The organism is Candidatus Viridilinea mediisalina, assembly GCF_002532535.1.
GTDB classification, from domain to species: Bacteria; Chloroflexota; Chloroflexia; order Chloroflexales; family Chloroflexaceae; genus Viridilinea; species Viridilinea mediisalina.
Genome location: NZ_NQWI01000069.1, coordinates 1 through 25,312 on the forward strand (window position 1 = coordinate 1; position 25,312 = coordinate 25,312).

Consider the following 25,312-nt stretch of genomic DNA (forward strand, 5'->3'; position numbering starts at 1 on the left):
AGGAACGCTGTGGGAAATCGCCACCCTGGGAGCGCGGGCGTCCCGCCCGCATGCGGGCGGGACGCCCGCGCTCCCAGCTTTGGCCCAGGGCTTCTTCGCGCTAACAAACTCTTTTTGTTGCTTTTTGGCGGCTTCGCCGCCAAAAAGCAACAAAAAGAGTTTGGGGCGCAGCCCCAACGACTTTGACGTGGCCCTACAGAGAGACGAGTACGAGTTTACAAACCTTATATGTTAGTATATGCTACTTCATAAATGGTACATATACTTACTAAAGGTGTCTGGTATATAAAAGTCAGCCTGATACCTATGCTACGCGAACCGAACGCAGCATTATACGCTTTCGGTAGTCTGAGAAAGAAGGAGCAGCCCTATGTGTCAACGGCTAGTTACGCTGGCGAGTGATGGTGCGGGCCACCGCATCGCGCAGTGCGAACATGGAACTATTCACCTCGCGGAATTAGCTTGACGGAGGCTCTTATGCTCGCAGCGATGCCCACGCCGCAGGTGATGCGCGGCGCTACTCACCACAGGTTCTACTTCAACCAGCAACCGCATTTTTTGACCGTCTCAGACAACTTACACGCCACCTACTCGTTTGATGGCGAAGGGCGGTTGCTGGGGGCGTTTCGCAATGGTGTGAACTACCGGCGGGGGCTACGCGGCGACATTTTGATGAAACAGGAATCGCTGTAGTTTCTGCACCTTTTACCGCGACCGCAAATTTCGCATCAAGACACCGGCTGCGTTCCGTGAGCATGTGCAGCGGGTCAAGGCCTTTCTGGGCCAGGGGCTCAGGATGCGTAAGTCGCTCTTTCTCGGTGATGCCAACGCATTGGTTATCGCTCAGGCACGTTTGCGTGAATTGCTCTCTATTGTGCACGACGAGTTTGCCTTGGGCGGCAGCCATGGGCTTAAGGGGATTTATGCCTTTCTCGACATCTTTGGTGCCGAGCAGAAGAGTGCGTCAGACTACCGCGAACTGCGCGCAGCCCATGTGCGGCGTATCTATTTGGGGCTCGAAAGCGGTAACGCCGAGGTCTTTCGCCTGCTCAACAAGCCCGGTTCGCCTGCGGCGTGCATTGAAGCGGTACGGGCAATCAAGGCTGGCGGCATCAATGTGGGCATCATCATTTTGGCCGGTGCGGGCGGTACACGCCTGGCGCAGCAACATGTCAGCCACTCGCTCGCCGCACTCGCCAGCATGAACCTCGGCCCAGGCGACATCGTCTACATCTCGCCGCTGATCGTCCCCCCGGACGGAAGCTACGCCCAGCAGTTGCACGAGGCGGCTAGCCGCCCCCTACACGTTGTGCGCCAACTTGAGCAACTCAAGGCTGGGGCGAAGGCGGTGTGCGCCCCCGGCAGCAAGGTGGCGCTCTACCATATTGAGGAGTTTATCTATTAGCACTCCATGACCATGGCAAAGGAATAGAACATGAGTGATTCGATTGCTGTCCCAACGACAGCCGAACAGCCCGCCGTCGCGGGCGTTGCACAAGCTCGTTCCGCTAACGTTTGGCGCTTCATCCGCCTCGTGCGGCCTGAGATTACGCTCGGGATTGTCCTCGCGGCCTTGGGTGCTGTGACCTCAATTGGGGCGTTGCTCTGCATCGCACCCATTATTGCCGCCCTGCTTGTCCCCCAGCCCGATGCGGCTCAGATTAGCAATCTTGTCATTCTGGCGCTCGTTTTGACGGCGCTGACCTTTACGTTACGCACGCTCGCGTTTCGCATTTCGCACATGGGTGCGTTTCGCCTAGAACAGATCCTGCGTACCCAGCTTACCGAGCATCTGGCGCGCGTACCGCTGGGCTACTTGGTGACGAATGGCGCGGGGGCGCTGAAGAAGATCGTTCACGATGATGTGAAGGCGCTGCATGCCTTTGTAGCCGATAGTACGCCGCTGATGGGCCGTGGCTACGCTTCGCCACTTGTCACGGTCGTTGCGCTCTTCATCATTGACTGGCGCATGGCTCTGGTGGCGCTCGCGGTCTTGCCGTTTGGCATGCTGAGCATGCGTCTCGCTATGCGCGATTACGCGACGCTCTCGCAGCAGTATAACCAAGCCAACGAGCGCATTAATGGCGCAGTGATTGAGTTTGTGCAGGCGATGCCGGTTGTACGCACCTTTGCAGAACAACCCGATTGTGGTGCTTGATGAGGCTACCGCCTTCGCCGATCCTGAGAATGAAGCCATGATCGTTGCCGCACTGGCCAACCTGATGCGCGGCAAGACGGTGATTGTGATTGCCCATCGCCTTGCCACCATTGTTGATGCCGATCAGATTGTGGTGCTCGATCAGGGGCGGGTGGTCGAGTGTGGCCGTCATGCGGAACTGACCGCAGCCAATGGACTCTATGCCCACCTCTGGGCCAGCTACCAGCAGGCCCGCGACTGGGGGCTGCGCGGTGGTGCCGCTGCGAACAGCTAGAAGGAAGCTCTTGTCATGGTTCAGACCTATCGTCGCATGTTGCAAGCCGCTGGCGCAGGTGCGCCTCACTTGCGCCGCACGCTCACTCTGCTCGTTATAGCCGCCGTAGCCCAAGGGGCAGCCTTCGCCTGCTTCTACCCGCTCCTGCGTGCGCTCTTGAGTCCCGTGCCCGATCCGACAACCATTCTTATGTGGCTAGGTGCGCTGCTGCTCTTCGCCTTCGGCGATCTGGGGCTGCGCTGGTGGGCCCACGCCTTCGACTACAACGGCCCCTTGGTCGATATAACCCACGATCTGCGTTTGCGCCTCGGGGCGCAGTTGCGCCGCATCCCCCTCGCCGAACTCTCCCGGCGGCGTACCGGCGATCTCAACAATGTCCTAGCGGGCAATGTTGAGGAGGTGGTTGCCCCGATGGGCCTCGTCTCATCACTCGTCATCCGCACCATCATCGTGCCACTCGTTGCGGTACTGGTAACGCTCTTTATTGATTGGCGTCTTGCTCTGGCAATGCTGGTCATCTTTCCACTCGGAGTACCGATCTACCGTTGGATCCGCACGCTTGCGGGTGCCGAGATGCGTGAAGGGGCGGAGGCGCACGCCCAGACGGCCTCCGAGTTGGTAGACTACATGCAGGGGCTGCCGGTGCTGCGGGCGGTCAACCAGGTGGGAGCGCGGGCGCAGCGCCTACAGGCATCCCTGGCGCAGTTGCGCCTGGTACAGACCCGTTTCAACCTCAAGAGTACCTGGCCCACCCTGATCATGGCGAGCATCGTAGAACTTGGTATCCTTGTGGTGCTCGCGCTCGGTGCCTGGTTTGTGCTGGGCGGCACCCTCGACGCGGCGGCACTAGCGGCGCTGCTGGTCGTAGCGGTACGCTTCAGCGAGCCAGTAGCCATCCTCGCTAACATTACCATGATCTACGACTACATGGAGGCCGGCTTTGAGCGCATTGAGGCGCTCTTGGCGCTAGAAGCGTTGCCGGTGCAGAGACCGCCGCAAACCATTACGCGCTTCGATATTCAATTCGAGGGCGTGAGCTTTGGCTACGGCAACGAACCAGCAATTCTCCGCGACATCACCTTCACGGCGCCAGCCAAGTCACTCACCGCGCTCGTAGGGCCGTCGGGATCGGGCAAGACCACCATAACGCGCCTGATCAGCCGCTATGCCGATCCGCAGCAGGGAGCAATTCGGATCGGCGGGGTGGATCTGCGCGCCGTCGAGCCCTCCGACCTGATGCGCCACATCGCCGTCGTCTTCCAGGATGTCTACCTCTTCGACGACACGATCCGCAACAACATCCGCATGGCGAAGCCCGACGCAAGCGATGCCGAAGTAGAGGAGGCGGCACGCGAGGCCAACTGCCACGAATTCATCACACGGCTACCCGACGGCTATGCTACGCGGGTAGGCGACATTGGCGGGGCGCTTTCGGGGGGCGAACGTCAGCGAGTGAGCATCGCCCGCGCCATTCTGAAGGATGCGCCCCTCGTGCTACTGGACGAACCGACCGCCGCCCTCGACACCGAAAGCGAAGTGGCGGTACAGCACGCGATTGACCGGCTGGTACGCAACAAAACCGTCATTGTCATCGCCCACCGCCTCTCAACGGTTGTGGGGGCCGACCAGATCCTCGTGCTCGATAATGGCCAGATTGTCGAACGCGGCGGGCACGCCGAACTCTTGGCCCTAGAGGGCAAATACGCCGCAATGTGGGCCGCCCAGCAGCGTGCGAAGCATTGGCGTTTGGAGAGATCTTCAGCGGTATGGCGCACCTAATTGACGAAAACATTGTTGACTAAGAGTTTTCGTCGTTGCTATACTTGCAGCATCGCAACTTGTATAGGATGTAAGGAGTTAGCCGTATGAAGTACACAATCGATGCCAAACTTTGTGTTATGTGTGACGCCTGCCGCCCGGCTTGTCCGCGCAACGCCATCAGCGTACACGAGAGCGACAAGACCTACATGATCGACGCAAAGTTGTGCAACAACTGCCAAAATATGTCGGCGGTGCGGTGCGTACCGCAGTGTCCAGTTGATGCTATTCTTCTGCCAGCAAACTGAGCTACTCGCCCCGACAGCGCTCTTAGAGGCTGTCTGAAAAGTCTATGCACTGGCGTTGGAGTGCCGGCTTTAGCCGGCTAAAGCCGGCACTCCAGCGTGTGCCACATCGTGTGGAACGACACTGAAGCCCTTTTCAGACAGCTTCTTACGCTTGCATGTTGGCAGTGAAGCCGCGCCAACATGCAAGCGTAAGAGACTAAGGGTGCGAAGAGGCGATGACGCGAAGCTCTCGCCTCTTCGCCTCACGCATCCTCCCCCAAAGCACGAGCAAGTTTACGCTGGGGTATAGAGGAAATGCAGGGCTTGGCGGCGTGCCTCGGCGAAATTCCGGCTCCGTTCGAGGGATTGTTCGGGATCGCCATAGATACGCCAGCCACAGCAGCCACTGCAATCGAGTGGTAGCCAGCCCATAAACCCAAGTACATCCTTCACTGGATAACCGAGCGCCAAACCGATTTCGTGCGGGATGGCGCTCTTTTCGTGCCAACGGTGGGCAACCTCGGCGAGGAATTGGTGGGGCGTGGGATGGGGCGCATAGCCAAGCTCACAGAAAAAGCATGGCGTCACCTCATGCAGCGCTGCTTGCACCATCTTGGGATTGTAGACAATCACCTTGGTGGAACCAGGGCACTGTTTTAAGACATGCTGGGCACAGCCCCACTGTGCGGCGCATGTGGCGATACGGCGCAGACGGATAGCGATGCTGAGATCAAACTGAGCGTGGGGCAGCGTGAGTAACTCACCGGCTTTGCCCCCTAAAAGGACACTCGCTACGCTCACAAAGAGCCACTTCTCAAATTCGGCAAACGTCGTCGGCAGTTGGGTGACCCGCGTTTTCCAATGAATCACCGGCAGGGGAACGCCACGCAAGGGATGCATCTAGGTCTCCTCTTCTGCTTCATCAACACCAATATCACGCGCAAGACTTGGGTCGAGGGCAAGCGTCTGATTGTTCACCTCAAGCATAAGCGGGCCAGCAAACGGGGCTACCGTCATCACGCGCAGCACCGTTCCGGGCACGATGCCCAGATCGTACACATTAGGTAACCCTCTGGGTCAGGCGATAGACCGTCACCAGGTACATCTCGGTCGATTCACTCAGATCGGCAGCCATCAGTCCAAACCTTTTGAGTTGTAGTCTGGAAATTGACGGGGTTAGTATATGCTCATTGTTGTTGTGTGTCAAACTATTGACAAATCCCAATGATTAGTATATACTAACCAACAAGCTGATTAAATACTTATCAAAAGTATTTTATATCGAAACTGGTTGTATTAGAGTATCCTATGCCCACTCCTCTGCTTGAAGCACGAGCGCTCTCCTATCAGGTTGCTGGCCATGTGTTGCTACGCACGGTTCAGATGCGGGTTGCGCCCGGTGAGTTGTTGGCACTAGTTGGGCCGAATGGTGCCGGTAAGAGTACGTTACTCAGCCTCTTGGCGGGTGATCTACAGCCCAGTGCCGGGGAGGTGTGGCTTGATGGCGAGCCGCTTGCCCAGTTGAGTACACAGGCGCAAGCGTTGCGCCGGGCGGTGCTACGCCAGCGCATGGGGGTGGCGTTGCCCTTCACGGCCTATGAGGTTGCGTTGATGGGTCGCCATCCCCATGTGCGGGGAGGGCTAGAGAGCCCGACCGATCATGCCCTGACCCGTGAGGCGTTGGGGCAGACGGAGATGCTGCCCCAGGCCGAGCGCATCGTTCCGACGCTTTCGGGCGGCGAGCAGGCGCGGGTGGGTTTGGCGCGGGTGTTGGCCCAACAGGCCCCGTTGCTGCTGCTTGATGAGCCAACGGCGGCGCTGGATCTGCGTCACCAGCATAAGGCCTTGCAGATCGCCCGGACACTGACTACGGCTGGTGGGGCCGCCATTGCGGTGCTGCACGATCTGAATCTCGCGGCGCTCTATGCTGATCGCATTGGCATCTTGCACCAAGGGACGTTGGTTGCTTGCGGAACCCCTTGGGAAGTTCTCTCTGCCGATCTGCTGCAGACCGTCTATACGGTTGATCTGATGGTGCTGCCCCATCCCCGTTTGGCCGTGCCGCTCGTGCTAACGCTGCCTTCAGCGTGTGCTGCAACCTTTGCGGAGGAGCTTGACCATGCGCGTGTGGCAGTCTGAAGGGATGCACAAGCGCATCCTACACGCTCTCTTCTGTCTGCTCTGGATCATAGGCTTAGGCGCTTGTGGGACAACGGTGTCCCCGCAAGAGGCAATGGTGCCAACCAATGAGCCTGTAACGGCAACGAAGCCGCCTGACCGCCCCATGCCGTCTACATCCGTCGCGCTAGAATCTCCGCTCTCTAGCGCGATGGATGGGGACATGCCACAACTTCCAGCCACGGTGCATGATTATCAGGGCCAAGTGGTTACAGTGGACTCAATTGAGCGCATTGTGAGCCTCAGTGGTGATGTTACCGAGATCATCTTTGCGCTGGGTTTGGGTGAGCATGTGGTGGGCGTGGATAGCAGTGCCACCTACCCGCCAGCGCAGACGCAGGCGTTGCCCAATATTGGCTACCAGCGCCGCCTCAGTGCCGAGGGGGTGTTGAGCCTCAATCCGAGCCTGGTGCTTGGCGATGAGACGGCAGGGCCGCCGGAGGTGTTGAGCCAGATTCGGGCCACGGGCGTGCCGGTGGTGCTGGTGGCCGATCCGCCCACACTGGCGTCGCCCGCCGCAAAGGTGCGCTGGGTGGCTGCGGCACTGGGTGTGCCGCAGCGTGGCGAAGCATTAGCGACCCAAGTTGCCGCCACGATTGCGGCGGCAAAAGCCACAACTTTGCAGCAGGATGCACCGCCACGAGTTCTTTTCCTCTACCTGCGGGGCACCGATGTGCAGCAGGTTGCGGGTAGAGAGAATCCGGCTGATGCCATGATTGTGGCGGCGGGCGCAATCAATGCCGCCGCCGAGGCGGGGATTGTTGAGTTTAAGCCGTTGAGCCCAGAGGTGATTATCGCCATTCAGCCCGATGTGATCCTGGTGCTAGAGAAGGGTTTGGAATCAATTGGTGGTGTGGATGGGTTGCTGCGTATTCCTGGCATCGCCGCAACCCCCGCTGGGCGGGCGCAACACATTGTGGCTTTCGACGATCTCTATCTGTTGGGTTTGGGGCCACGTACCGGCCACGCCCTCGCCGACCTCATCGCGGCACTCCAGACAATCACGACGGCGGAGGCAGCAGAATGAGTGCAGTAAGTACCGCGCTTGCTCGCGGTCACCATCGATTGAAAACCCAGCGTAGCCGCCTGCTCCTTCCAGTATTGCTGCTGCTTCTTTTGGGTAGCCTGTTGCTGGGCGTAGGGATTGGCCCTGTTGTTGTTCCGCCCGAAGTGGTGGCTGCGATTCTTCTGAGCAAAGCCGGGGTGCCGCTCGACATTGCGGTGAGCCCCCAGCAAGAGGCGGTACTCTGGAACATTCGTCTGCCAAGGGTGCTGCTTGGGGCGCTTGCGGGCGCGGCGCTCGCCGTGAGTGGTGCATTGCTCCAGGGCGTCTTTCGTAACCCACTAGCCGACCCGGGGCTGATTGGGGTGAGCAGCGGGGCGGCCTTGGGTGCCGTCGCGGTGATCGTGCTAGGGTGGGCACCCTTGGGCCTCTTCACCCTACCCCTGGCCGCCTTTAGCATGGGAACCGCCACTACCCTGTTGGTCTACCGTCTGGCCCAACGCCACGGTAGTACCGATGTGACGACTATGCTGCTCGTAGGGCTGGCGCTCAATGCCCTGGCAGGGGCGGGAACGGGGCTGCTGACCTATATGGCCGATGATGCCGCATTGCGTTCGGTTGTCTTTTGGAGCATGGGCGGTCTCGGCGGCGCACTCTGGGAGACGGTATTGACGGCGGCACCAGCGACTATTGTGGCCCTTTTGATCGCACCGCGCTTGGGCCGTCAACTCAATCTGTTTGCCTTAGGCGAAGTGGAAGCGCGTCATCTGGGCATTGAAGTGGAGTGGATCAAGCGTGCGGCAATCTTGCTCGCGGCACTGGCCACCGGCTCTGCCGTAGCCCTCGTGGGGCCAATCGGCTTCATCGGGCTGATTGTGCCACATATCGTACGCCTGCTCGCCGGGCCCGATCACTGCCGCCTGCTGCCTGCTGCGGCCTTGGGCGGGGCCGCCCTGCTAATCCTCGCCGACCTACTGGCACGCACTTTGGTTGCCCCCGCTGAAATACCGGTTGGTCTCATTACCGCCTTTGCTGGCGGCCCCTTCTTCCTCATACTCATCTTGCGCTCACGACGCCATGCTGGAGTTGCGGGGGCGTAGCCCCATACGCATTACGTTTAGGGCTGCCGCCCTAAAAACCCGCTTTGGGGCTACGCCTCAAACTCCGTTTTTTGTTGCGTGTTGGCGGCGAAGCCGCCAACACGCAACAAAAAGAGCTTTTTTGGGGGAGGCGAAGCCTCCCCCAAGCCCCCACCGGAGGCGTAACGTAATGCCTATGCGGCATATTCAACGATAACTGATGTAACTAGAGCAGAACGATGAAGCGATCTCCCACTTTGTTAAGCAGCGGACTCTTCCTCATGGTTGCACTCCTTAGCCTCATGATTGGCAGCGTGGCGCTTACCCCCGTCCAGGTACTGGATGCCTTGGTGCAACCAAGGCTCGATGCGCCAGCAGCGGCGATTGTCTGGGAACTTCGCATGCCACGTCTGCTCTCCGTTTGCCTCGCTGGTGCGCTGCTTGGCATCACAGCAATACTGCTTGGACGCATCGAGCGCAGTGGCGTACGTGATCCCGGTTGGAGTGGGGTGTTGGCGTTGGGAGCGTTAGGGGCGGTGGTGCTGCTCGTTGTGGCACCAACAAGCTCAGGATGGGCGATTGCGCTCGCCAGCAGTGGAGGCTGTGGCCTGGGCATGCTGATCTTAGCAGCAACAAGACAGCGTTGGCCTCAACACGTTACCAAGCTGGGATTGCTGATTGCTTGCACTGCCCCCATGCTCACCTTCGCCCTCTTGATCGGCGATATACGAGTGGCAACGTGGATCCGCTGGTCCATAGGGAGCTTCGAGCAGCGCGATTGGGCCATGTGGCAGCAGGTCTGGCCAATGGCAGCCTTGGCACTGCTCGCGCTGTGCGCCCATCTCATGCGGCCCCGCCACCACCCCACCCTCTGGCTGGCGGCGCTGCTGAGCGCAGGTTGTGCAACGAGTGCAGCGGGTGCATTGGGTCTGATTGGCTTACTCGCAGGCCGTTTTGCCACACGCACGAACCTTGGCCTTGCTGGGTTGTACACCCTCGCGGCCCTGCATGGCGCTGCCCTGCTGCTCGCTGCCGACCTGTTTGCACGTCTCCTGAGCAGACTGCTCCCCTCGCTCGTACTCGTAAGTGAATTACCTGTCGGCGTCCTCCTGATTGCCGCCAGCAGCGTTGTCGGTGTGCGGAGGCTTGCATCCGCGCAGCCTGTAGCCTGACGAAGCGGGCTACTTATACCAATTACTCTTGAACATGCCGCATGATCAAGAATGTGAAAGCCCATTGAAACGCCATGTTCGACAATCTGCAATCTGCAATCTACAATCGTAAATGGCACTACACCCACGCGGGCAGCGGATCGTCAAACTGCTGCCAGCCCTCTGGATCGAGCGCCAGCTCCTCATCAGTGAGTAGGGCTGCATCGAGCGCGGTGCGTATCGCGCTTTCGTTCATCTTGATGCCGATACAGACCAGTTCTTGGCGACAATCACCAACGGTGGCATCCCAATAGCGAGCAACATAGGCATCAACTTCTGCTGCTTGGGGCCACTCGTTGCGCGGTACGGCGGCCAACCAGAGCGCCCCTCCGCCCATCGCTAGGTAGCGCCCGGTCTTCTGCAGTTGGCCCGCCCGGTGGACACGGGTGGCCAGCCAGAAGGTGCCTTTGGCGCGCAACACCTGTTGCAGGCTCACGCCATAGCGGATGGGCGAGATCGGTCTTGTTGAGGACAATCACGTTGGCGCACTCAACCTGCTCGATCAAGAGATCGGCGAGGGTACGGGTATCCTGTGGCCCCATCGCCATCCCTTCGGCCTGCAGATTGCGCACCGAAATATAGTCTTTGAGGAAACTCGCCCCATCCACAACCGTCACAAGGGTGTCGAGTTGGGCGAGATCGGCAAGGCTGGTACCTTCAGCAAAGGGGAAGCTGAAGGTCATCGCTACCGGCAACGGCTCCGAGATGCCCGACGACTCGATCAAGAGGTAGTCGAAGCGTCCAGCTTGGGCCAAACGCCCAACCTCACGCAGCAGATCATCGCGCAGCGTGCAGCAGATACAGCCATAGGTCATCTCGACCAACTGCTCTTCAGTACGGCTCAACGCGGCACCCTCCGCAACCAACTGCGCGTCAATATTCACTTCGCTCATATCATTGACAATTACCGCCACGCGCTTACCGGCACGATTGGCCAACACATGGTTGAGCAGGGTGGTCTTGCCTGAGCCCAAAAAGCCGGAGAGGACGGTCACCGGCAGCCGGGGGGTAGGGTTTGTCATATGCTGATACCTACTATCATTCTTGACGTGTCTGAATGATAGTGGGTATCAACCGTGATGTCAAGTCTGGAAGATGGCAGCATCAGCCTCACCCTTGCCGACCAGACGCTCACGACGCAGCGCGTCATCCTAGCAACCGGCTTTACCCCCCAACGCCCCGGCGGGCCTTGGCTTGATCATGCGATTGCCGCCCACGATTTACCACTCGCCCCCTGCGGCTACCCAGTCATCGCCCCAAGCCTAGCATGGGCACCCGGCCTCTACGTAACCGGCGCACTCGCCGAATTGGAACTGGGGCCAGTGGCACGCAACATTGCAGGGGCACGCAACATTGCAGGGGCACGCCACGCAGGGGCGCGGTTGGGAGGAGAGCGGTAACCAAATGCTGTCAGGTCGTTGGGCTTGACCCATCGCAGCAGATGTCGAGATCATCCACTTAGCCTGACACCCAAACAAAGAAGTTCCGTGATTCACGGATGCGCTTGGTCTTCGGGCGAATGGTAAAGCTGATCGGCGCTTTACGCATGCGGCGCGGCGAGAGTCCGTAGGCGCGCCGCCGGTTGTGAACCGTTCCGATACTTACACCTAAATGGGCTGCGATGCGGGCAATTGGGAGCTGCTCTTCACTGTAGAGCCGCTCCAAGATTTCTGGGGTGATCTTGCTGGAGGGAAAGCGCCCGCTCCGTACCTTGATGCCACACTCATGGATCCGCTTCGAGACCGTGGCAGCACAACAGCCCATCTGCGCTGCGATTTCGACCATTGACCAGCCCTCTGTACTGTAGAGTTGCTCCAGTTGTTCACATGGGAGCAGAATGCGCTTGCTCATGACCACCCCATCAATTCTATGTGTCGTCCAACCATGAATCCCAAACAGCATAACACGTTACCGTGTTAATGTCAAGGGTGGTTCAGACGTTGGGTATGGGGCATAGCTTCCCATAATACCAATTACCATGGAACCGCTTCAAAATTCCGCTCCTAACCATCAGGATCAGCAGTCCGCTCACCGTCGGTCTCATAGACAAACCCGGCTTGCTCCGCCACCATCGAGAGGGTCTTCTGGGTGGATCGGTGGGGGCGGTGGATGCCCGTCTCCCATTCACTAATGGTCTGCTGGCGCACGGCCAATTCATTCGCCATCTGCTGCTGGGTCATCCGCATATGCAGGCGTAACGCCCGAATGCGCTGTGCATCCCACTCTTGGCGCTTCTGCGCACGCGACGGTATGGGCGGGTATTGATACTCTTCACTCATAGACGTTCCCTCTTTTGTACTTTGCAATGTGATCCGAAGTGCGGCAACCAGCGTATCTTGGTTACGCACCCCTCGCTCTCGTGCGTATGCTACAAAGTGTATTGTAACCCGACAACGGATATTATCAAGTCCCTAAAAGCAACAAGTTCGTGCTACAATTGGTATGCAGTATGTCCTACTTGTCACTCGCCACTCAGAACTGGTATGCTACCAATGACCCTTGAGCATACCGCAGTCCATTGGGGCGTTATGTTCGGCAATCTACAATCTACAATCTACAATCTACAATCTACAATCAGAACTGGTATGACCCTATGCCCGAGTTGTTTCAGGTTGTGACCATAGCTGAAGCGTCTGCGCGTCTTCAGACCTATCTTTCGCCGCTGGCCCGCGTTGAACAGGTTGATCTCCATGCGGCACTGGATCGTGTCCTTGCAGCTCCGCTGTATGCGCCCACCGATCTCCCCGCCTTTCCCCGCTCTACGATGGATGGCTTCGCTGTGCGTGCCGCCGATACCTATGATGCCTCTGAAAGCCTCCCAGCCTATCTGCATCTTGTTGGTGAAATAGCGATGGGCCGTCAGGCTGATCTGGTGGTTGGCCCCGGCCAAGCTGCTCGCATCCATACCGGCGCGATGCTGCCCCCAGGTGCCGATGCGGTGGTGATGGTGGAGTATACCCAAACCCTCGATGCCACAACGCTTGAAGTGGTACGCTCCGCTGCCGTTGGCGAACATATTATCGCAATTGGCGATGATGTGCGCTCAGGCCAGGTGATCTTCCCCCAAGGCCACCGTCTGCGCCCCCAAGACCTCGGTGGCCTCGCGGGGCTTGGTCTGACTTCCGTGCCCCTCGTTGCGCGCCCCCGCGTTGCGATCCTCGCTTCTGGCGATGAAGTAGTCCCCGCCGATCAGACGCCAGGCCCTGGGCAGGTGCGCGACATCAATAGCTATACGCTGGCCGCACTTGTGCAACGCTACGGCGGTGAGCCATTGTTGATCGGGATTGCTCCCGATGAGGCTGCTACGCTCCAGCACATGGCCCATGCTGCCTTCGCTCAAGCTGATCTGCTGATTGTCTCGGCGGGTAGCTCGGTCAGTACTCGCGATATGGCTGCTGAAATCATTGCTAGCCTTGGTACCCCCGGTATCCTTGTCCATGGCGTTGCGATCCAGCCTGGGAAACCTACGATTATCGCTTTCGCAGAGGGCCGCCCCATCTTTGGCCTGCCCGGTAACCCAGTCTCAACCATGGTCACCTTTGAACTCTTTGTCGCTCCAACTCTGCTGCAACTCCAAGCGACTCCCCCGCATCCGCCTCGCACCACTCCTGCACGTCTCACTAAGAATATTGCCTCCAAAACAGGCCGTGAAGACCTCGTGCCCGTCCGCTTGCTCCAGCGTGAAGCTGAAGCCTGGGCCGAACCTGTCTTTGGTAAGTCTAATCTGATCTACACCATGATCCGCGCCGATGGCCTCGTCCGTGTGCCCCTCGATCAGTCCGGGTTGTATGCGGGGGATCATGTGCTGATACACATGTTTACCTGAGGGAAGATTTCAGAAAGGCGCAAGGTCGCTTTACATTTATGATTGTAGATTGCAGATTGCCGAACATGGCGTCCCAATTGGTATGCACCTTCTCCTACCACCTCAACCATCCCCAACTCAACCAGATCGCCCAATAGCTCACCCTGGGCATCCCAGACCAACTGACGCCGCCCGCCCGCATCGGGCAAAAAGAGACCCACGCGCAACCGATAAGTACCAGGTGGAAGATCAGCAGGCAGATTGAGCCAATGGGTATCGTCCACCCAATCGCCCCGCGTCCAACGCGGAAAGGGTAAGCCCGCATCGCGGGGCTGACGGTTACTCTGGGCCACAATCAACTCTTGTTCATCTACCAGATGCACAAAGACCGTCCAGGGCCGAGGGATCGCCTCCAGGCTCTGCCACGTCAACCGCAGCCCCACCTCCTCACCAGGGCGCAGCGGAGCAGTCCAAGCCCAACCACGCAACACCACCCCCTGCTCCCACGAAGCAGCAAAGCGCGCATAGCTCGGCTGCCCCAACGCAGCCTGCGCCTCACGCGGCCCCAAAACCTCCCAGGTATAAGCGGGGCGAATCACCCCCAACGGCATCCAGAAGGCCAGCAAGCCCAACAATCCAAGCAGCCCAACCAACCCAGGCGTGACCCTCTGCCCCCCTGCCCCCCTGTTCCTCTGTTCTTCTGTTCCTCTGTTCTTCTGTTCCTCTGTTCTTCTGTTCCTCTGTTCCTCTGTTCCTCTGTTCCTCTGCACCCCTGTTCCTCTGCCCCCCTGCCCCCCTGTTCCTCTGTTCCTCTGTTCTTCTGTTCTTATCATCCCACCAGCCAACAGCAACGCAACTGCCGCCAACGCCGGAAAGAGCATACGCCCCTGCCACGCCACCAAACCCGCCGTCGCCACAAAAGCCATTGTCCACAACCCAGCCAACGCCAACGCCAGCAGCGGCCCGTGCCACACAGCCAAGCCCTGCTGCCACCAGCGCCGCCCCAAGCCCAGCAGCGCCCCCGCAGTGAAGAGCGCATAGACCCAGAGCATCCAGGCGGGCGGATGGATGTTCATCCAGCCAAAGCGCGCCCAGTACGAGCCAAAGAGTTGCCGTAGGGCCGCTTGCCAGGCTGCGCTATCGTTCCAAACAAAGGCTTGGGTACTAAATTTTTGTTGAAAAAGGCTCAGACCAAAGGGATCGCCATAGAGCCAGAGGTTGCGGGCGTGCCACCACCCTGCCACCAGCAGCGCCATAGCGATCCAGCGCAAACTCATGCCCAGAAAAATACGCCAAGCCCCCCCACTGATCCGCCATGTCGCCCAAAGCAACAACGGCCCCAACAGCAGCGCACTCTGCTTCGTAAGCAACGCCAAGCCAAAGAGCAGCCCAGCGCACCAAGCCCAGCCATAACGCGCAACCGGACGCGCCAAGCTATGCCAGAGCAACGCAGCCCCCAAGGCGGCCAAAAGCGCATCATTCGTCACCAAGGCACTCATGAAGAGCAACTGGGGATGCAGCGCCACCAAGAGCGCCGTCAAAGGCGCAAAGAGCCGATCATGGGGCAACAGCCGCCGCGCAGCCAGATAGCTCAACGCAACCGTCGCGGCCCCCGCCAGCCCCGAAGCGCCCCGCGCCAGATGCCAAGCCAGCGCCAGCCCCTCCCAAGGCCACAACTCACGACTCGCCCGCACAAAAGCCCCCGGCGCATCCCCACCCACCCAGACAAAGTCGGGATTAGGCTGAAGATCGAGCTCCCGCTCCTCTGGGGGCAACCATGCCACCAGCGTTGCCGCCAGCAGATAGGCCAAAGGCGGCTGATGGCCCTCGCCAGGCACATCGCTCAACGCAGGCGGCGGGCGCTGCACCGGCAAACGGCGCTCAAAAGCCAAAAAGAGTACATACGCCACATGACCCGGCTCATCCGGCCCCTCACCCAGCGGCGTCGCCCAGTTGTAGAGCCCATGCAGCACAGCGAAGAGCGCAAGGATGAGTGCGAGCGGGAGTAGTGATGATCGTGGGGTTTTTATCACACCTTATACCAGTTACCCTTGAACATGCCACATCATCAAGAACGCCAAAGCCCATTGGGAAGCCATGTTCGGCAATCTACAATCTACAATCTACAATCTACAATCTACAATCTACAATCGGACTTGGTATTATTCAGGCAAAAGTGGCAAGCCAAGCTCTTTAAGAAACCGATTATGTTTCTCGGTTGCTTGCTTGATCGTCTGCTCAATTTCAATAAGCTTCGTATTGACTTCGGTCAGGTCAATTGCTTCATCTGCGACGGCAGTGCTGATGTAGCGCGAGATGTTCAGGTTGTAGTCATTTGCCACAATCGTCTCCATCAAGACGCGCCGTGCGTAGTGTTCTTCTTCTTTACGATACTGGTAGGTGTCAATAATCTTGTCAATGTGGCGCAGATGTCGATCATTGCGATCGGCATAACGTTTGCCAAGTTTTTCCGAGTCCAGATTGATCTCCGAGAAGAGGCCGTTGAAAGGCGCGGGCAAACGACTTCTCCTCGACAAAGGCGTGGAGCGCGGCGCTGGTGAGCCCATGTTGGGCCGCTAGTGCGGCTAGGGTGAGATGTTCGGAAATGGGTTTGATCATGTATAATGAAAATGAACCAAATCCATTCCCGAATTCTATATCTCTCGTGCCCTCATCACCCAAACATCTCCACAAAGCGCGCATCGCCCCCATAGAAGAGCCGAATATCATTGATGCCATATTTGAGCATGGCAATCCGCTCTGGCCCAAAGCCTCCCGCAAAGCCACTGAAGAGGTTGGGATCGTAGCCGCCATTGCGTAGGACCGTGGGGTGAACCATGCCACAACCGCCAATCTCTAGCCAACCGGCCTGCTTGCAGATGCGGCAACCTGCGCCCTTGCAGAGGAAACAGCTCACGTCCATTTCGGCGCTCGGTTCAGTAAAGGGGAAGAAGCTGGGGCGTAGCCGTACCCGCGTGCCGGGGCCATACATGCGCTCGGCAAAATAGGCCAGGGTGCCTTTGAGATCGCCCATGGTAATGTGATGCCCCACTGCCAGAAACTCAAACTGGTGGAACATCATCTCGCTCCGCACCGTGACCTGCTCATTGCGATAGACCTTGCCGGGCAAAAGGATGCGTAACGGCTCAGGGGCGCGCTCACGCATCACGCGGATCTGCCCCGGCGATGTGTGGGTACGCAGCAGCACCGAGGGCATGCCTGCGGGCGTTTCAACATAAAAGGTGTCCTGCATATCACGCGCCGGGTGATCATCGGCAAAATTGAGCAGGCTAAAATTGTAGGCATCCAACTCCACCTCCGGGCTCTCGGTCACCTGAAAGCCCATCTCGCCAAAGATCTGCTCCACCTGACGCAACACCTGGTTGGTGAGATGCACATAGCCCACCGCCGGAGTACGGCCTGGCATGGTCACATCAATCTGATCCGCCGCCAACTCTGCCGCCTGTGCCGCCGCCTTGAGGCGCGTCTCGGCGGCAGCAAAGGCCGTCTCTAGCCCCTCGCGCACCTGATTCACCTCGCGCCCAGCGGCGGGCCGTTGCTCGGCGGGCAAAGCCCCCAGGCCACGGCTGAAGCGCGTCAACGCCCCCGACTTCCCAATATAGCGGATCTTCCATTCGGCCAATGCGTCCAGATCGGACACGGCGGCGAGCGTGCTTTCAGACTCTTGGGCCAGAGCATTCAGATCATCAATGAAGGTCATACAATGGAACTCCTTTGGCGCAACGATTCAAAGAGGAGGATGCTGCCTGCGACGGCAGCATTGAGCGATTCGGCGCGTCCATGCATGGGGATCGCAAGGGCCTGAGTGGCCAAGGCACGGGCTGGGGGCGAGGGGCCGTGGGCTTCGCTGCCAATAATCAAAGCGGCAGCATGCCGCCAATCGGCAGTGTAGTAGGGCTGTGTCGCTTGAGCGTCGGCAACATAGACCAGTGGGCTGGCGGCCAGTTCATCATTCAGGCGCTCCCAATCGGGATCGCTCCGCAGGGGCAGGCTAAAGTGAGCGCCCATTGCGGCACGCAGCACCTTGGGATTGTAGAGATCGGCGCATCCAGGCGCACAGACCACAAGGCCCACTCCAGCCGCCTCTGCCGAGCGCAAGAGCGCACCGAGATTGCCGGGGTCTTGGATGCCATCAAGCACAAGGCGCAAGCCGGGGCGCGGACTCAATGCAGGCCATGCAAAGGCAGCCACCACCCCTTGAGGTTCGCGTGTCGCCGCCGCCGCCGCCACCGCCACCGGGCTGGCAGGCCAGCAATTGGGCTGATCGAGTAGCTGTGCGAGCAGCGCAGCGCCAGCGGGCGTCGCCTCCAACTGGGCTGGCGCATAGAGCAACAGGCGCGGACGGGCACCCATAGCGAAGGCGTGGGCCACCAGGCGCACCCCCTCCAGCAACAGACTACGCTCGCCACGGCGCTCCTTAGCGGAGTCGCGTAGCGAGCGTAGGCGTTTGACATGAGGATTGGTCGTGCTGGTGATCACGGCAACTGTGAGAGTAACCAGAGTATCCACCCTAGGGGATGGTTTCAGAAACAGCCTTTCAGCTTTACCGTCGTAGTGCCGGCTTTAGCCGGCATCCGAGGGCTGTCAGGGGGCGCACGCTGGAGTGCCGACTTTAGCCGGCATCCGAGGGCAGGGGGCGCACGCTGGAGTGCCGGCTTTAGCCGGCATCCGAGGGCAGGGGGCGCACGCTGGAGTGCCGGCTTTAGCCGGCATCCGAGGGCAGGGGGCGCACGCTGGAGTGCCGGCTTTAGCCGGCTGAAGCCGGCACTCCAACGTCAAACCATAGACTTTTCAGACAGCTTCTAAGACATTGGAGAACCAAAAAGGCGCTAATCCGCAGCAGCAGGCGACTGCCTCGCCGATGCCACCACCTGAGCGAAGGCATTGGGATCGCGCACGGCCATATCGGCCAGAATCTTGCGATCCAGGCTAATCCCAGCACGCTTCAGGTCGTTCACCAAGCGGCTATAGGTGGTGCCATGCAGCCGGGCCGCCGCATTGATGCGCATAATCCAGAGGCGGCGGAAATCACGCTTGCGGTGGCGGCGGTCACGGTAGGCATAGGCCAAGGAACGCATCACCGCTTCGTGGGCAACCTTATAGTGACGGCTACGGGCACCACGAAAGCCCTTCGCCTGCTTCATCAGTTTCTTGTGGCGCTTATGGGTCATCACGCCACGTTTCACACGGGCCATAGTTTCTTTCCTCCAACAGTATGCGGGCCAGTGGCCCGCAGCGTAGGCAACAGGTGGTGTGGGGGCGCAGCGCATGCAACCACCGACACACTTCACAACAACCCGTCACCTCGAATGTGATATGCACACCAAGCCGACAGAGCGAACCGAAACCTACTTGAGGCCATAGGGCAGCGCAACCTTGAGGTGCTCACGATTGGCCCGCGAGGTTGGCTGATCCTTGCCCCACTTCCGCTGCGAGCGGCTAGGGCGATTGATCTTGTTGCCGCGCACGCCCTTCTGCTGCAAAAACTTGCCGCTTCCGGTAACCTTAAAGCGTCGCTTGGCCCCCTTATGGGTCTTCATCTTAGGCATACGTTTACCTGATTTTTCTAGGCTTACTTTTGCGGATCAGAGGCAGCACCATCTTCTGCGAGGTCGGCCTCATCATCTTCTTCATCTTCGTCGTCAAAATCCTCGTCATCAAGCTCTACATCATCGGGTTCGAGTACCTCAGCAGCTTCAGGCTCATCGTGGTGCCCTGCGCCACTAGCCTTGGCTTGGGACTGACGAGCCTTTTGGGCCTGCTGGGCCGCCTTCAGCACCTTGGGCGTTGGGGCCAGCAAGAGCGAAAGCACCCGGCCTTCCATGAGCGGCCTCTGCTCAACCACCGCGATCTCGCGCAGTTGCTCGGCAATCGCCTCAAGCATCTTCCGCCCAATCTCAGGGTGGGCCATTTCACGTCCACGGAAGCGCACGTTAAACTTGACCTTATCACCCTGCACCAGGAAGCGTTTGGCCTGATTCGCCTTGACTGAGATGTCGTGATCATCAGTCTTGGGCATCAGGCGAATCTGTTTCAGCTCAGCCTGCTTCTGGTTCTTGCGTGCTTCCCGTTCCTTCTTGCTCTGCTCGTAACGGAACTTTCCATAATCAAGCAGCCGACAAACGGGCGGCACCGCGTTGGGGGCCACTTCGACTAAATCAAAGCCGCGCTCTTCGGCCATCTGAATAGCCTCACGCACCCCAACGATCCCAACCTGCGTACCCTGCTCATCAATCAGGCGCACCTCGCGCGCACGGATGCGATTGTTGATACGAAACCGATCCCTAATGGCTCGACTCCTTCGTCATACAGGACAAGTGCGTTCAGTCTGGCCTTCAACAGGTAAAACACCCTCATCGGCGCACCCTCCGGCCCTACTCGCCCGCCCTTGCCAACCGCGATCAGGCACCCTGACCGCCCTCACGTCGAAAGTTGATTATAGCAGCCTGCTGCCATAGCGTCAAACATGTAAATGAGCATGATAGCTAGAACGCACCAGCGGCCCACTTTCGACATGGCGAAACCCCCGGCGCATGCCTTCGCTGCGGAACATGGCAAACTCCTCTGGGGTGACGTAGCGCTCAATCGGCCAATAGCTGCTATCCGGGGCTAAATATTGGCCAATCGTCATGATGTTCACATCGGCGCTCCGCAGCGCATCCATCACCTCTAGCACCTCGGCATTGCTTTCGCCTGCGCCAACCATCAGGCCACTCTTCGTGATCTGCTGGGGGTCGAAGGCGCGAGCGCGCGCAAGCAATTCGATGCTCTGGTCAAACCCCGCGCGCGGGCGGAAGCGACGAAAGATGCGCGGCACCGTCTCGATGTTGTGGTTCAATACATCAGGGCGGGCCGCTAATACCAGGTGCAAGGCATCCCAGTTGCCATCAAAATCGGGAATAAGCACTTCAACCTTACAGTCGGGCACGCGCTCGCGGATCAGGCCGATGGTACGCGCAAAGATCTGCGCCCCCCCATCGGGCAGGTCGTCGCGGTTGACCGAGGTGAGTACCGCAAAGCGCAAGCGCAAGTGGGCCACCGAAGCAGCAACCCGTTCCGGTTCAGCCTCATCAAGTGGCGCTGGCTTCCCCTTCGCGATAGCGCAGTAGCGACACCCCCGCGTACATGTGTCACCCAACAGCAGAAACGTCGCCGTGCGCTGGTTCCAGCACTCACCCAAATTGGGGCAACGGGCCTCTTCGCAGACCGTATTGAGCGCTTGGGTACGCATAAGCTGATGCACATCCTCATAGTCTGCACCAGCGGGCGCCCGCGCCTTGAGCCACTCCGGGCGGCGGGGCCGTGGGCTAGGGTTGAGCGAAATTGGATCGGGCATAACAAAAGCTTTCTAGGAGCAGAAAGAGGTACCGAGGATTGCACCACAGAGGCACCGAGGACACAGAGTTTGGAATGGCGGGAATACCTATAGTCGCAACTGCCGTGCCACAACATCTCTCTGTGTTCTCTGTGCCTCTGTGGTGAATATCTCTGCATCTCTATAATTATCTCTCATCCCATGTAATCCCAAAAATCGCAGCAAAATGGTTCAGCAAACGCTCCTCAAGATCATCTGGCACATGGCCCAGCCGCTGCGCCAGCGAGGTGACGCTGCGCTGCGTGATGCCACAGGGCACAATCTGGGCGAAGCCGCCAAGATCCGGATTGAGGTTGAAGGCAAAGCCGTGGGAGGTGATCCCGGCGGCACTCAGGCGGACGCCGAGGGCACAAATCTTGGCCCGCCCCTCGTCCACCCAGACCCCCGTGAGACCAGGCATGCGTACCCCCTCAAGCTCATAGTCGGCCAATGTGCGGATAATGACCTCCTCTAGGTTACGGACATAGCGCCCCACATCGGCCCCATAGTGGCACAATTTGAGAATAGGGTACCCCACCAACTGCCCCGGCGCGTGGTAGGTTACATCGCCCCCACGGTCGCTCTGTACCAACGCGACGCCCCGCTGGGCCAAACTAGCCGCATCAACCAAGACATGGCTCGGATTGGCCCGCACCCCCAGGGTAATCGTGGGCGGATGCTCGAGCAGTAGCAACGTATCGCCCTGCTGCCCAACTGAACGGGCCGCCACCAACTGCTGCTGCCAAGCCAACGCCTCAGCGTAGGCCACACAACCAGCACGAATGAGTTGCATTGAACGCACGGGATGGATCACATTGTTGGGTGTACAAGTCACCCCTACACACCAACATAAAGTTCTCGCTCACTCCCATCCTACCACACCCTTAGAGGTTGAGGCCCGCTTCCACCAATCATACCAATCACCCTTGAACATACCGCATGATCAAGAACGCGAAAACCCATTGGAACACCATGTTCGGCAATCTACAATCTGCAATCTACAATCTACAATCTACAATCTACAATCTACAGTCGAGATCAACACCTTATCTACCCGCAGACCATCCATGTCAACCACCTCAAAGCGCCATTCGTCCCATTCGGCCACATCGCCTGTGGTGGGGATACGTCCGAGCAGCGCAATCACCAGGCCCGCAAGCGTGTCATAGCGGTAGGTATCTTCATCGGGCAACTCGTCCACATCAAGCAGACTCTTGACCTCATCAATACTCAGCGATCCTTCGGCCAGCAGCGAGCCGTCTTCACAACGAATGACTGGTTCGGGCGAGGCTTCGTCAAATTCGTCGTCAATTTCGCCCACAATCTCTTCAAGTACATCTTCGAGGGTGATGACACCTTCGATACCGCCTAGTTCGCCGACGACAATGGCCATATGGCGCCGACCTTTGCGGAAGGTGGCAAGCAACAACGAAGCACGGCTATTTTCAGGCACATACAGGGGTGGGGCGATGACTTCGCGCACGCGGGCGCTATCCCCAGCACGACGGTAGAGCATCAGCAGATCACGCACATGCACGATGCCGACAATCTGATCTTGAGATTCTTCGTAGACCGGGAAGCGCGAATAGCCGCTTTCGAGCAGTTCGTCAAGGACAGTACCAAGGGTCGCGTCGGCCTCAAGCATCTCAACATCGCGGCGCGGCGTCATAATATGGCGCACGGCGCGGTCGCTAAACTTGAAGATACTCTCAATGAACTGTTGCTCTTCTGGTTCAACCGTACCTTCTTGAGCGCCCTCACGCACAAGGGCGCGAATGTCCTCTTCAGTCACTTGGGCTGCCGGGGCATGCCCCAAGCCAAGCATCCGCAGCACAAGTTGGCTCGACATGGTAAGTAGGCTCACAATCGGGCTGAATAGGCGTGCGATCATGTTGAGCGGTGGGGCCACCAAGGTGGCGTAGGATTCGGCTTTGATCAAAGCAATGCGCCGGGGCACCAGTTGGCCAAAGACGAGCGTCACATAGGCGATCAGGATAACAACCAGCACCAGTGCAAGTTGATCAGCGTAGTTGGCGAGATACGGTAGTTTTTGCAAGATTGCAGCCATCTGTTCAGCAAACGTGGTGCCAGCAAAGGCACCGATCAGAATTCCAATCAGGGTCACCCCAAACTGAAGTGACGAAAGAAAGCGTCCGGGATTATCCTGGAGCTGAAGAGCAGTACGAGCGCCGGAGTGTCCATCTTGGGCCTGTTCTTCGAGGCGTCCCCGTTTGGCACCAAGAATAGCGAGTTCGGTACCGACAAAGAGGCCGTTAAAAAGGATAAGAACCAGGATGATCAAGAGCTCAATAGACATAGGATTCCCGGTAGGTTAGGTAAAACACCAGACCTGTGTGGTCTCAGTATTGCGAAAAAAGAAAAACATGACGAATCCGCCAGGATCGCTCCTGACGGTCGCCATGTTGTCTATACGCTGGATGCGTAGGTTGAGGGCCGTCGTCCATCTACTGGAAGTGGATGATGCGTAGGAAACTATCAGCTTTCAGCGAAGCCCCCCCAACGAGGGCACCGTCAATGTCGGGTTGGGCCATGAGTTCGTCAATGTTGTCGGGCTTCACGCTGCCACCATACTGAATGCGGATACCATCAGCAGTGGCGCTCCCAAACTGCGTACCGAGCATGGCGCGAATCGCGGCATGCATCGCTTGAGCATCGGCTGGGGTGGCGGTATCACCCGTACCAATCGCCCAAACCGGCTCGTAGGCGATCACAAGACGCGCAGCCTCTTCAGCACTGAGGCCAGCAAGACCGCCGCTCACTTGACTGGCAACCACCGTTTCAGCTTGGCCGCTATCACGCTCGCTCTTGAGTTCACCAACACAAACAATCGGACTAAGCCCAGCGGCAAACGCAGCGCGAATCTTCTGATTGACACTGGCATCAGTCTCGCCAAAGTATTGACGCCGTTCGCTATGCCCAATGATCACATAGCGGCAACCAACGTCACAGAGCATATCAGCGGCAATTGCGCCCGTAAAGGCCCCTTGGGGCGCATGGTGCAGATCTTGAGCCCCAAGGGAGAGTTGCGTCCCCACCAAGAGCGGGCGCACCGCATAGAGCGCGGTGTAGGGTGGGCAGACCAGCGCCTCACGCCCACTCAATTGCCCCAAACCCGCCAACAGCCCCTTCACCAACTCGACCGCTTCATTGACCGTCTTGTACATCTTCCAGTTACCGGCCATAATTGGCGTACGCATGGGTTACTCCTGATGAATATTGAGGGGGAGCAGAACGAAGAACAGAAGAACAGAGAACAGCAGAACGGAGCAATCCGCCTCGCATCCCGCATCCCCGCCTCCCGCATCCCCGCATCCCGCATCCCGCCTCCCACCTCCCCGCATCCCGCATCCCCGCCTCCCGCATCCCGCCTCCCCGCATCCTCGCGTCTCACAGCCCAAAGACCAACAGCAACGCAACCGCCACCGTCACCGCAAAGACGCGCCAATCCCAGGCGAGGACTTTGGCACCATCAAAGGGGCCAGCCGGAATCATATTGAAGAGGCCGAGCCAGGCGTTGATGCGATAGCCAACACGACAGAGATCCTGCATGTTGATTCCAAAGATCTCGCTCTGTGCCGAGACATTCTCACCAAGGATTAAAAAGCCAACGGCAAGCACCAGGTTAGTAACCGGGCCTGCGAGGGCAATCAGGCCACTCTGGCGCACCGTGAGGTAGCCTCGGTGCCAGACAGCACCGGGGGCAGCGATAAAGACGCTGAGAAACGCAATAACTATCGAGATCGCGAGCCAGCCATTATTGGCAACAAAGTGGGCTTCAGCCCCAAAGTTACGCGCCACCACGCGATGGGCCAATTCATGCAGCAAAAAGCCGATCCCACATGTGAGCGCAGCAATAATCAGCCAGTAGACGAAAATCGGCTGCAATACTTGACCATGCACAATGAAGATACCAAAAGCGAGTGACGTACCCGCCCAAGCCTTAAGCAGTTCAACATTATCGTCACGCCCATAGAGGCTCGCCTCATCACTAGGCGTCGAGAAGATGTCACGCACGCAGGTCTCCTTTGTGTTGATTCGCTGTGCATTGTAACACAGAGATGGGGTCTAAGAGAACCTGCTGCCCTGAGAAGCTGTCTGAAAAGGGTCTCAGTGTCGTTCCACACGATGTGGTACACGCTGGAGTGCCGGCTTTAGCCGGCTAA

The 25,312-nt window shown here is 58.7% G+C and carries 29 protein-coding genes and 1 pseudogene; 12 read left to right on the plus strand and 18 right to left on the minus strand.

Annotated features, from left to right (window positions below; genetic code table 11):
- Positions 1 to 477 precede the first annotated feature (477 nt).
- The 6 genes from CJ255_RS24445 (at position 478) to CJ255_RS14090 (ending at position 4,498) form a co-directional block, all read left to right on the plus strand.
- Positions 478 to 693, plus strand: coding sequence for a hypothetical protein (locus CJ255_RS24445; RefSeq protein ID WP_245863420.1), 216 nt, complete (start codon positions 478 to 480; stop codon positions 691 to 693).
- A 34-nt stretch (positions 694 to 727) separates the two neighbouring features.
- The gene (locus CJ255_RS14075; protein WP_245863439.1) at positions 728 to 1,405 is read left to right on the plus strand and encodes a radical SAM protein; all 678 of its coding nucleotides are present in this window, start codon (positions 728 to 730) and stop codon (positions 1,403 to 1,405) included.
- Positions 1,406 to 1,435: 30 nt separating this feature from the next.
- Complete coding sequence (locus tag CJ255_RS14080; RefSeq protein ID WP_245863422.1) at positions 1,436 to 2,158, plus strand: ABC transporter transmembrane domain-containing protein; 723 nt, start codon at positions 1,436 to 1,438, stop codon at positions 2,156 to 2,158.
- The gene (locus CJ255_RS24450; protein ID WP_281257212.1) at positions 2,130 to 2,432 is read left to right on the plus strand and encodes a hypothetical protein; all 303 of its coding nucleotides are present in this window, start codon (positions 2,130 to 2,132) and stop codon (positions 2,430 to 2,432) included. The genes CJ255_RS14080 and CJ255_RS24450 overlap by 29 nt, the downstream gene beginning before the upstream one ends.
- Positions 2,433 to 2,447: 15 nt before the next feature.
- Positions 2,448 to 4,211, plus strand: coding sequence for an ABC transporter ATP-binding protein (locus tag CJ255_RS14085; protein WP_097644739.1), 1,764 nt, complete (start codon positions 2,448 to 2,450; stop codon positions 4,209 to 4,211).
- Between the two features lie 86 nt (positions 4,212 to 4,297).
- Positions 4,298 to 4,498, plus strand: a complete 201-nt coding sequence (locus CJ255_RS14090; protein WP_097644740.1) for an ATP-binding protein — start codon at positions 4,298 to 4,300, stop codon at positions 4,496 to 4,498.
- A gap of 273 nt (positions 4,499 to 4,771) precedes the next feature.
- Here CJ255_RS14090 and CJ255_RS14095 read toward each other — a convergent pair whose 3' ends face one another.
- Positions 4,772 to 5,377, minus strand: coding sequence for a DUF3793 family protein (locus CJ255_RS14095; RefSeq protein ID WP_097644741.1), 606 nt, complete (start codon positions 5,375 to 5,377; stop codon positions 4,772 to 4,774).
- Positions 5,378 to 5,536: a FeoA family protein gene (locus CJ255_RS14100; protein WP_097644742.1), complete on the minus strand. Its 159-nt coding sequence runs from the start codon at positions 5,534 to 5,536 to the stop codon at positions 5,378 to 5,380.
- Between the two features lie 249 nt (positions 5,537 to 5,785).
- On the opposite strand from CJ255_RS14100, the gene CJ255_RS14105 reads away from it, so the two are divergent.
- The 4 genes from CJ255_RS14105 to CJ255_RS14120 all read left to right on the plus strand — a co-directional run bounded on the left by CJ255_RS14105 (position 5,786) and on the right by CJ255_RS14120 (position 9,909).
- Positions 5,786 to 6,616 (plus strand): heme ABC transporter ATP-binding protein, encoded by an 831-nt coding sequence (locus CJ255_RS14105; RefSeq protein WP_097644743.1) that lies wholly within the window; start codon positions 5,786 to 5,788, stop codon positions 6,614 to 6,616.
- A 202-nt stretch (positions 6,617 to 6,818) separates the two neighbouring features.
- Positions 6,819 to 7,682, plus strand: coding sequence for a heme/hemin ABC transporter substrate-binding protein (locus tag CJ255_RS14110; protein ID WP_245863424.1), 864 nt, complete (start codon positions 6,819 to 6,821; stop codon positions 7,680 to 7,682).
- A complete protein-coding gene (locus CJ255_RS14115) occupies positions 7,679 to 8,758 on the plus strand; it encodes a FecCD family ABC transporter permease (RefSeq protein ID WP_097644744.1) in 1,080 nt (359 codons plus the stop codon). Before CJ255_RS14110 ends, CJ255_RS14115 begins: the two co-directional genes overlap by 4 nt.
- Positions 8,759 to 9,018: 260 nt before the next feature.
- Entirely contained in the window at positions 9,019 to 9,909 is an 891-nt protein-coding gene (locus CJ255_RS14120) for an iron chelate uptake ABC transporter family permease subunit (RefSeq protein ID WP_165774716.1), read from the plus strand.
- A 118-nt stretch (positions 9,910 to 10,027) separates the two neighbouring features.
- Here CJ255_RS14120 and CJ255_RS25105 read toward each other — a convergent pair whose 3' ends face one another.
- Positions 10,028 to 10,384, minus strand: a complete 357-nt coding sequence (locus tag CJ255_RS25105) for a GTP-binding protein (RefSeq protein ID WP_320410736.1) — start codon at positions 10,382 to 10,384, stop codon at positions 10,028 to 10,030.
- Between the two features lie 70 nt (positions 10,385 to 10,454).
- Positions 10,455 to 10,970 (minus strand): annotated as a pseudogene (locus CJ255_RS25110) (CobW family GTP-binding protein); the annotation flags it as partial.
- A 57-nt stretch (positions 10,971 to 11,027) separates the two neighbouring features.
- Between CJ255_RS25110 and CJ255_RS14130 the strand changes: the two are divergent.
- The gene (locus CJ255_RS14130; RefSeq protein WP_097644746.1) at positions 11,028 to 11,348 is read left to right on the plus strand and encodes a hypothetical protein; all 321 of its coding nucleotides are present in this window, start codon (positions 11,028 to 11,030) and stop codon (positions 11,346 to 11,348) included.
- A gap of 58 nt (positions 11,349 to 11,406) precedes the next feature.
- On the opposite strand, the gene CJ255_RS14135 is transcribed toward CJ255_RS14130, so the two are convergent.
- Together CJ255_RS14135 and CJ255_RS14140 are read right to left on the minus strand one after the other, a co-directional pair.
- Positions 11,407 to 11,799 (minus strand): COG3415 family protein, encoded by a 393-nt coding sequence (locus CJ255_RS14135; RefSeq protein WP_124681944.1) that lies wholly within the window; start codon positions 11,797 to 11,799, stop codon positions 11,407 to 11,409.
- A gap of 152 nt (positions 11,800 to 11,951) precedes the next feature.
- Positions 11,952 to 12,227 (minus strand): helix-turn-helix domain-containing protein, encoded by a 276-nt coding sequence (locus CJ255_RS14140; RefSeq protein ID WP_097644748.1) that lies wholly within the window; start codon positions 12,225 to 12,227, stop codon positions 11,952 to 11,954.
- A 239-nt stretch (positions 12,228 to 12,466) separates the two neighbouring features.
- On the opposite strand from CJ255_RS14140, the gene CJ255_RS14145 reads away from it, so the two are divergent.
- The gene (locus tag CJ255_RS14145) at positions 12,467 to 13,774 is read left to right on the plus strand and encodes a molybdopterin molybdotransferase MoeA (RefSeq protein ID WP_245863428.1); all 1,308 of its coding nucleotides are present in this window, start codon (positions 12,467 to 12,469) and stop codon (positions 13,772 to 13,774) included.
- Here the strand turns inward: CJ255_RS14145 and CJ255_RS14150 are convergent.
- The 12 genes from CJ255_RS14150 to CJ255_RS14205 form a co-directional block, all read right to left on the minus strand.
- Positions 13,747 to 15,786, minus strand: a complete 2,040-nt coding sequence (locus CJ255_RS14150) for a hypothetical protein (protein WP_097644750.1) — start codon at positions 15,784 to 15,786, stop codon at positions 13,747 to 13,749. The two genes, CJ255_RS14145 and CJ255_RS14150, sit on opposite strands and share 28 nt — an antisense overlap.
- A 129-nt stretch (positions 15,787 to 15,915) precedes the next feature.
- Positions 15,916 to 16,272 (minus strand): N-6 DNA methylase, encoded by a 357-nt coding sequence (locus CJ255_RS14155; RefSeq protein WP_217352447.1) that lies wholly within the window; start codon positions 16,270 to 16,272, stop codon positions 15,916 to 15,918.
- A 155-nt stretch (positions 16,273 to 16,427) separates the two neighbouring features.
- Entirely contained in the window at positions 16,428 to 17,474 is a 1,047-nt protein-coding gene (gene pheS / locus CJ255_RS14160) for a phenylalanine--tRNA ligase subunit alpha (protein WP_097644752.1), read from the minus strand.
- Entirely contained in the window at positions 17,471 to 18,283 is an 813-nt protein-coding gene (locus tag CJ255_RS14165) for a TrmH family RNA methyltransferase (RefSeq protein ID WP_245863430.1), read from the minus strand. The genes pheS and CJ255_RS14165 overlap by 4 nt, the downstream gene beginning before the upstream one ends.
- 320 nt (positions 18,284 to 18,603) lie before the next feature.
- Positions 18,604 to 18,969: a 50S ribosomal protein L20 gene (gene rplT, locus CJ255_RS14170; protein WP_097644753.1), complete on the minus strand. Its 366-nt coding sequence runs from the start codon at positions 18,967 to 18,969 to the stop codon at positions 18,604 to 18,606.
- A 153-nt stretch (positions 18,970 to 19,122) separates the two neighbouring features.
- Positions 19,123 to 19,323: a large ribosomal subunit protein bL35 gene (locus CJ255_RS14175; protein ID WP_097644754.1), complete on the minus strand. Its 201-nt coding sequence runs from the start codon at positions 19,321 to 19,323 to the stop codon at positions 19,123 to 19,125.
- Positions 19,324 to 19,346: 23 nt separating this feature from the next.
- Positions 19,347 to 20,018: a translation initiation factor IF-3 gene (gene infC, locus CJ255_RS14180; protein WP_245863433.1), complete on the minus strand. Its 672-nt coding sequence runs from the start codon at positions 20,016 to 20,018 to the stop codon at positions 19,347 to 19,349.
- Positions 20,019 to 20,234: 216 nt separating this feature from the next.
- A complete protein-coding gene (lipA, locus tag CJ255_RS14185) occupies positions 20,235 to 21,110 on the minus strand; it encodes a lipoyl synthase (RefSeq protein WP_097644756.1) in 876 nt (291 codons plus the stop codon).
- Between the two features lie 166 nt (positions 21,111 to 21,276).
- A complete protein-coding gene (gene lipB / locus CJ255_RS14190; RefSeq protein WP_097644761.1) occupies positions 21,277 to 21,930 on the minus strand; it encodes a lipoyl(octanoyl) transferase LipB in 654 nt (217 codons plus the stop codon).
- Positions 21,931 to 22,140: 210 nt separating this feature from the next.
- Positions 22,141 to 23,445, minus strand: a complete 1,305-nt coding sequence (locus CJ255_RS14195; protein ID WP_097644757.1) for a hemolysin family protein — start codon at positions 23,443 to 23,445, stop codon at positions 22,141 to 22,143.
- 148 nt (positions 23,446 to 23,593) lie between these two features.
- Positions 23,594 to 24,346 (minus strand): triose-phosphate isomerase, encoded by a 753-nt coding sequence (tpiA, locus tag CJ255_RS14200; protein WP_097644758.1) that lies wholly within the window; start codon positions 24,344 to 24,346, stop codon positions 23,594 to 23,596.
- 190 nt (positions 24,347 to 24,536) lie between these two features.
- Positions 24,537 to 25,163, minus strand: coding sequence for a zinc metalloprotease (locus CJ255_RS14205; RefSeq protein WP_245863436.1), 627 nt, complete (start codon positions 25,161 to 25,163; stop codon positions 24,537 to 24,539).
- Positions 25,164 to 25,312 lie beyond the last annotated feature (149 nt).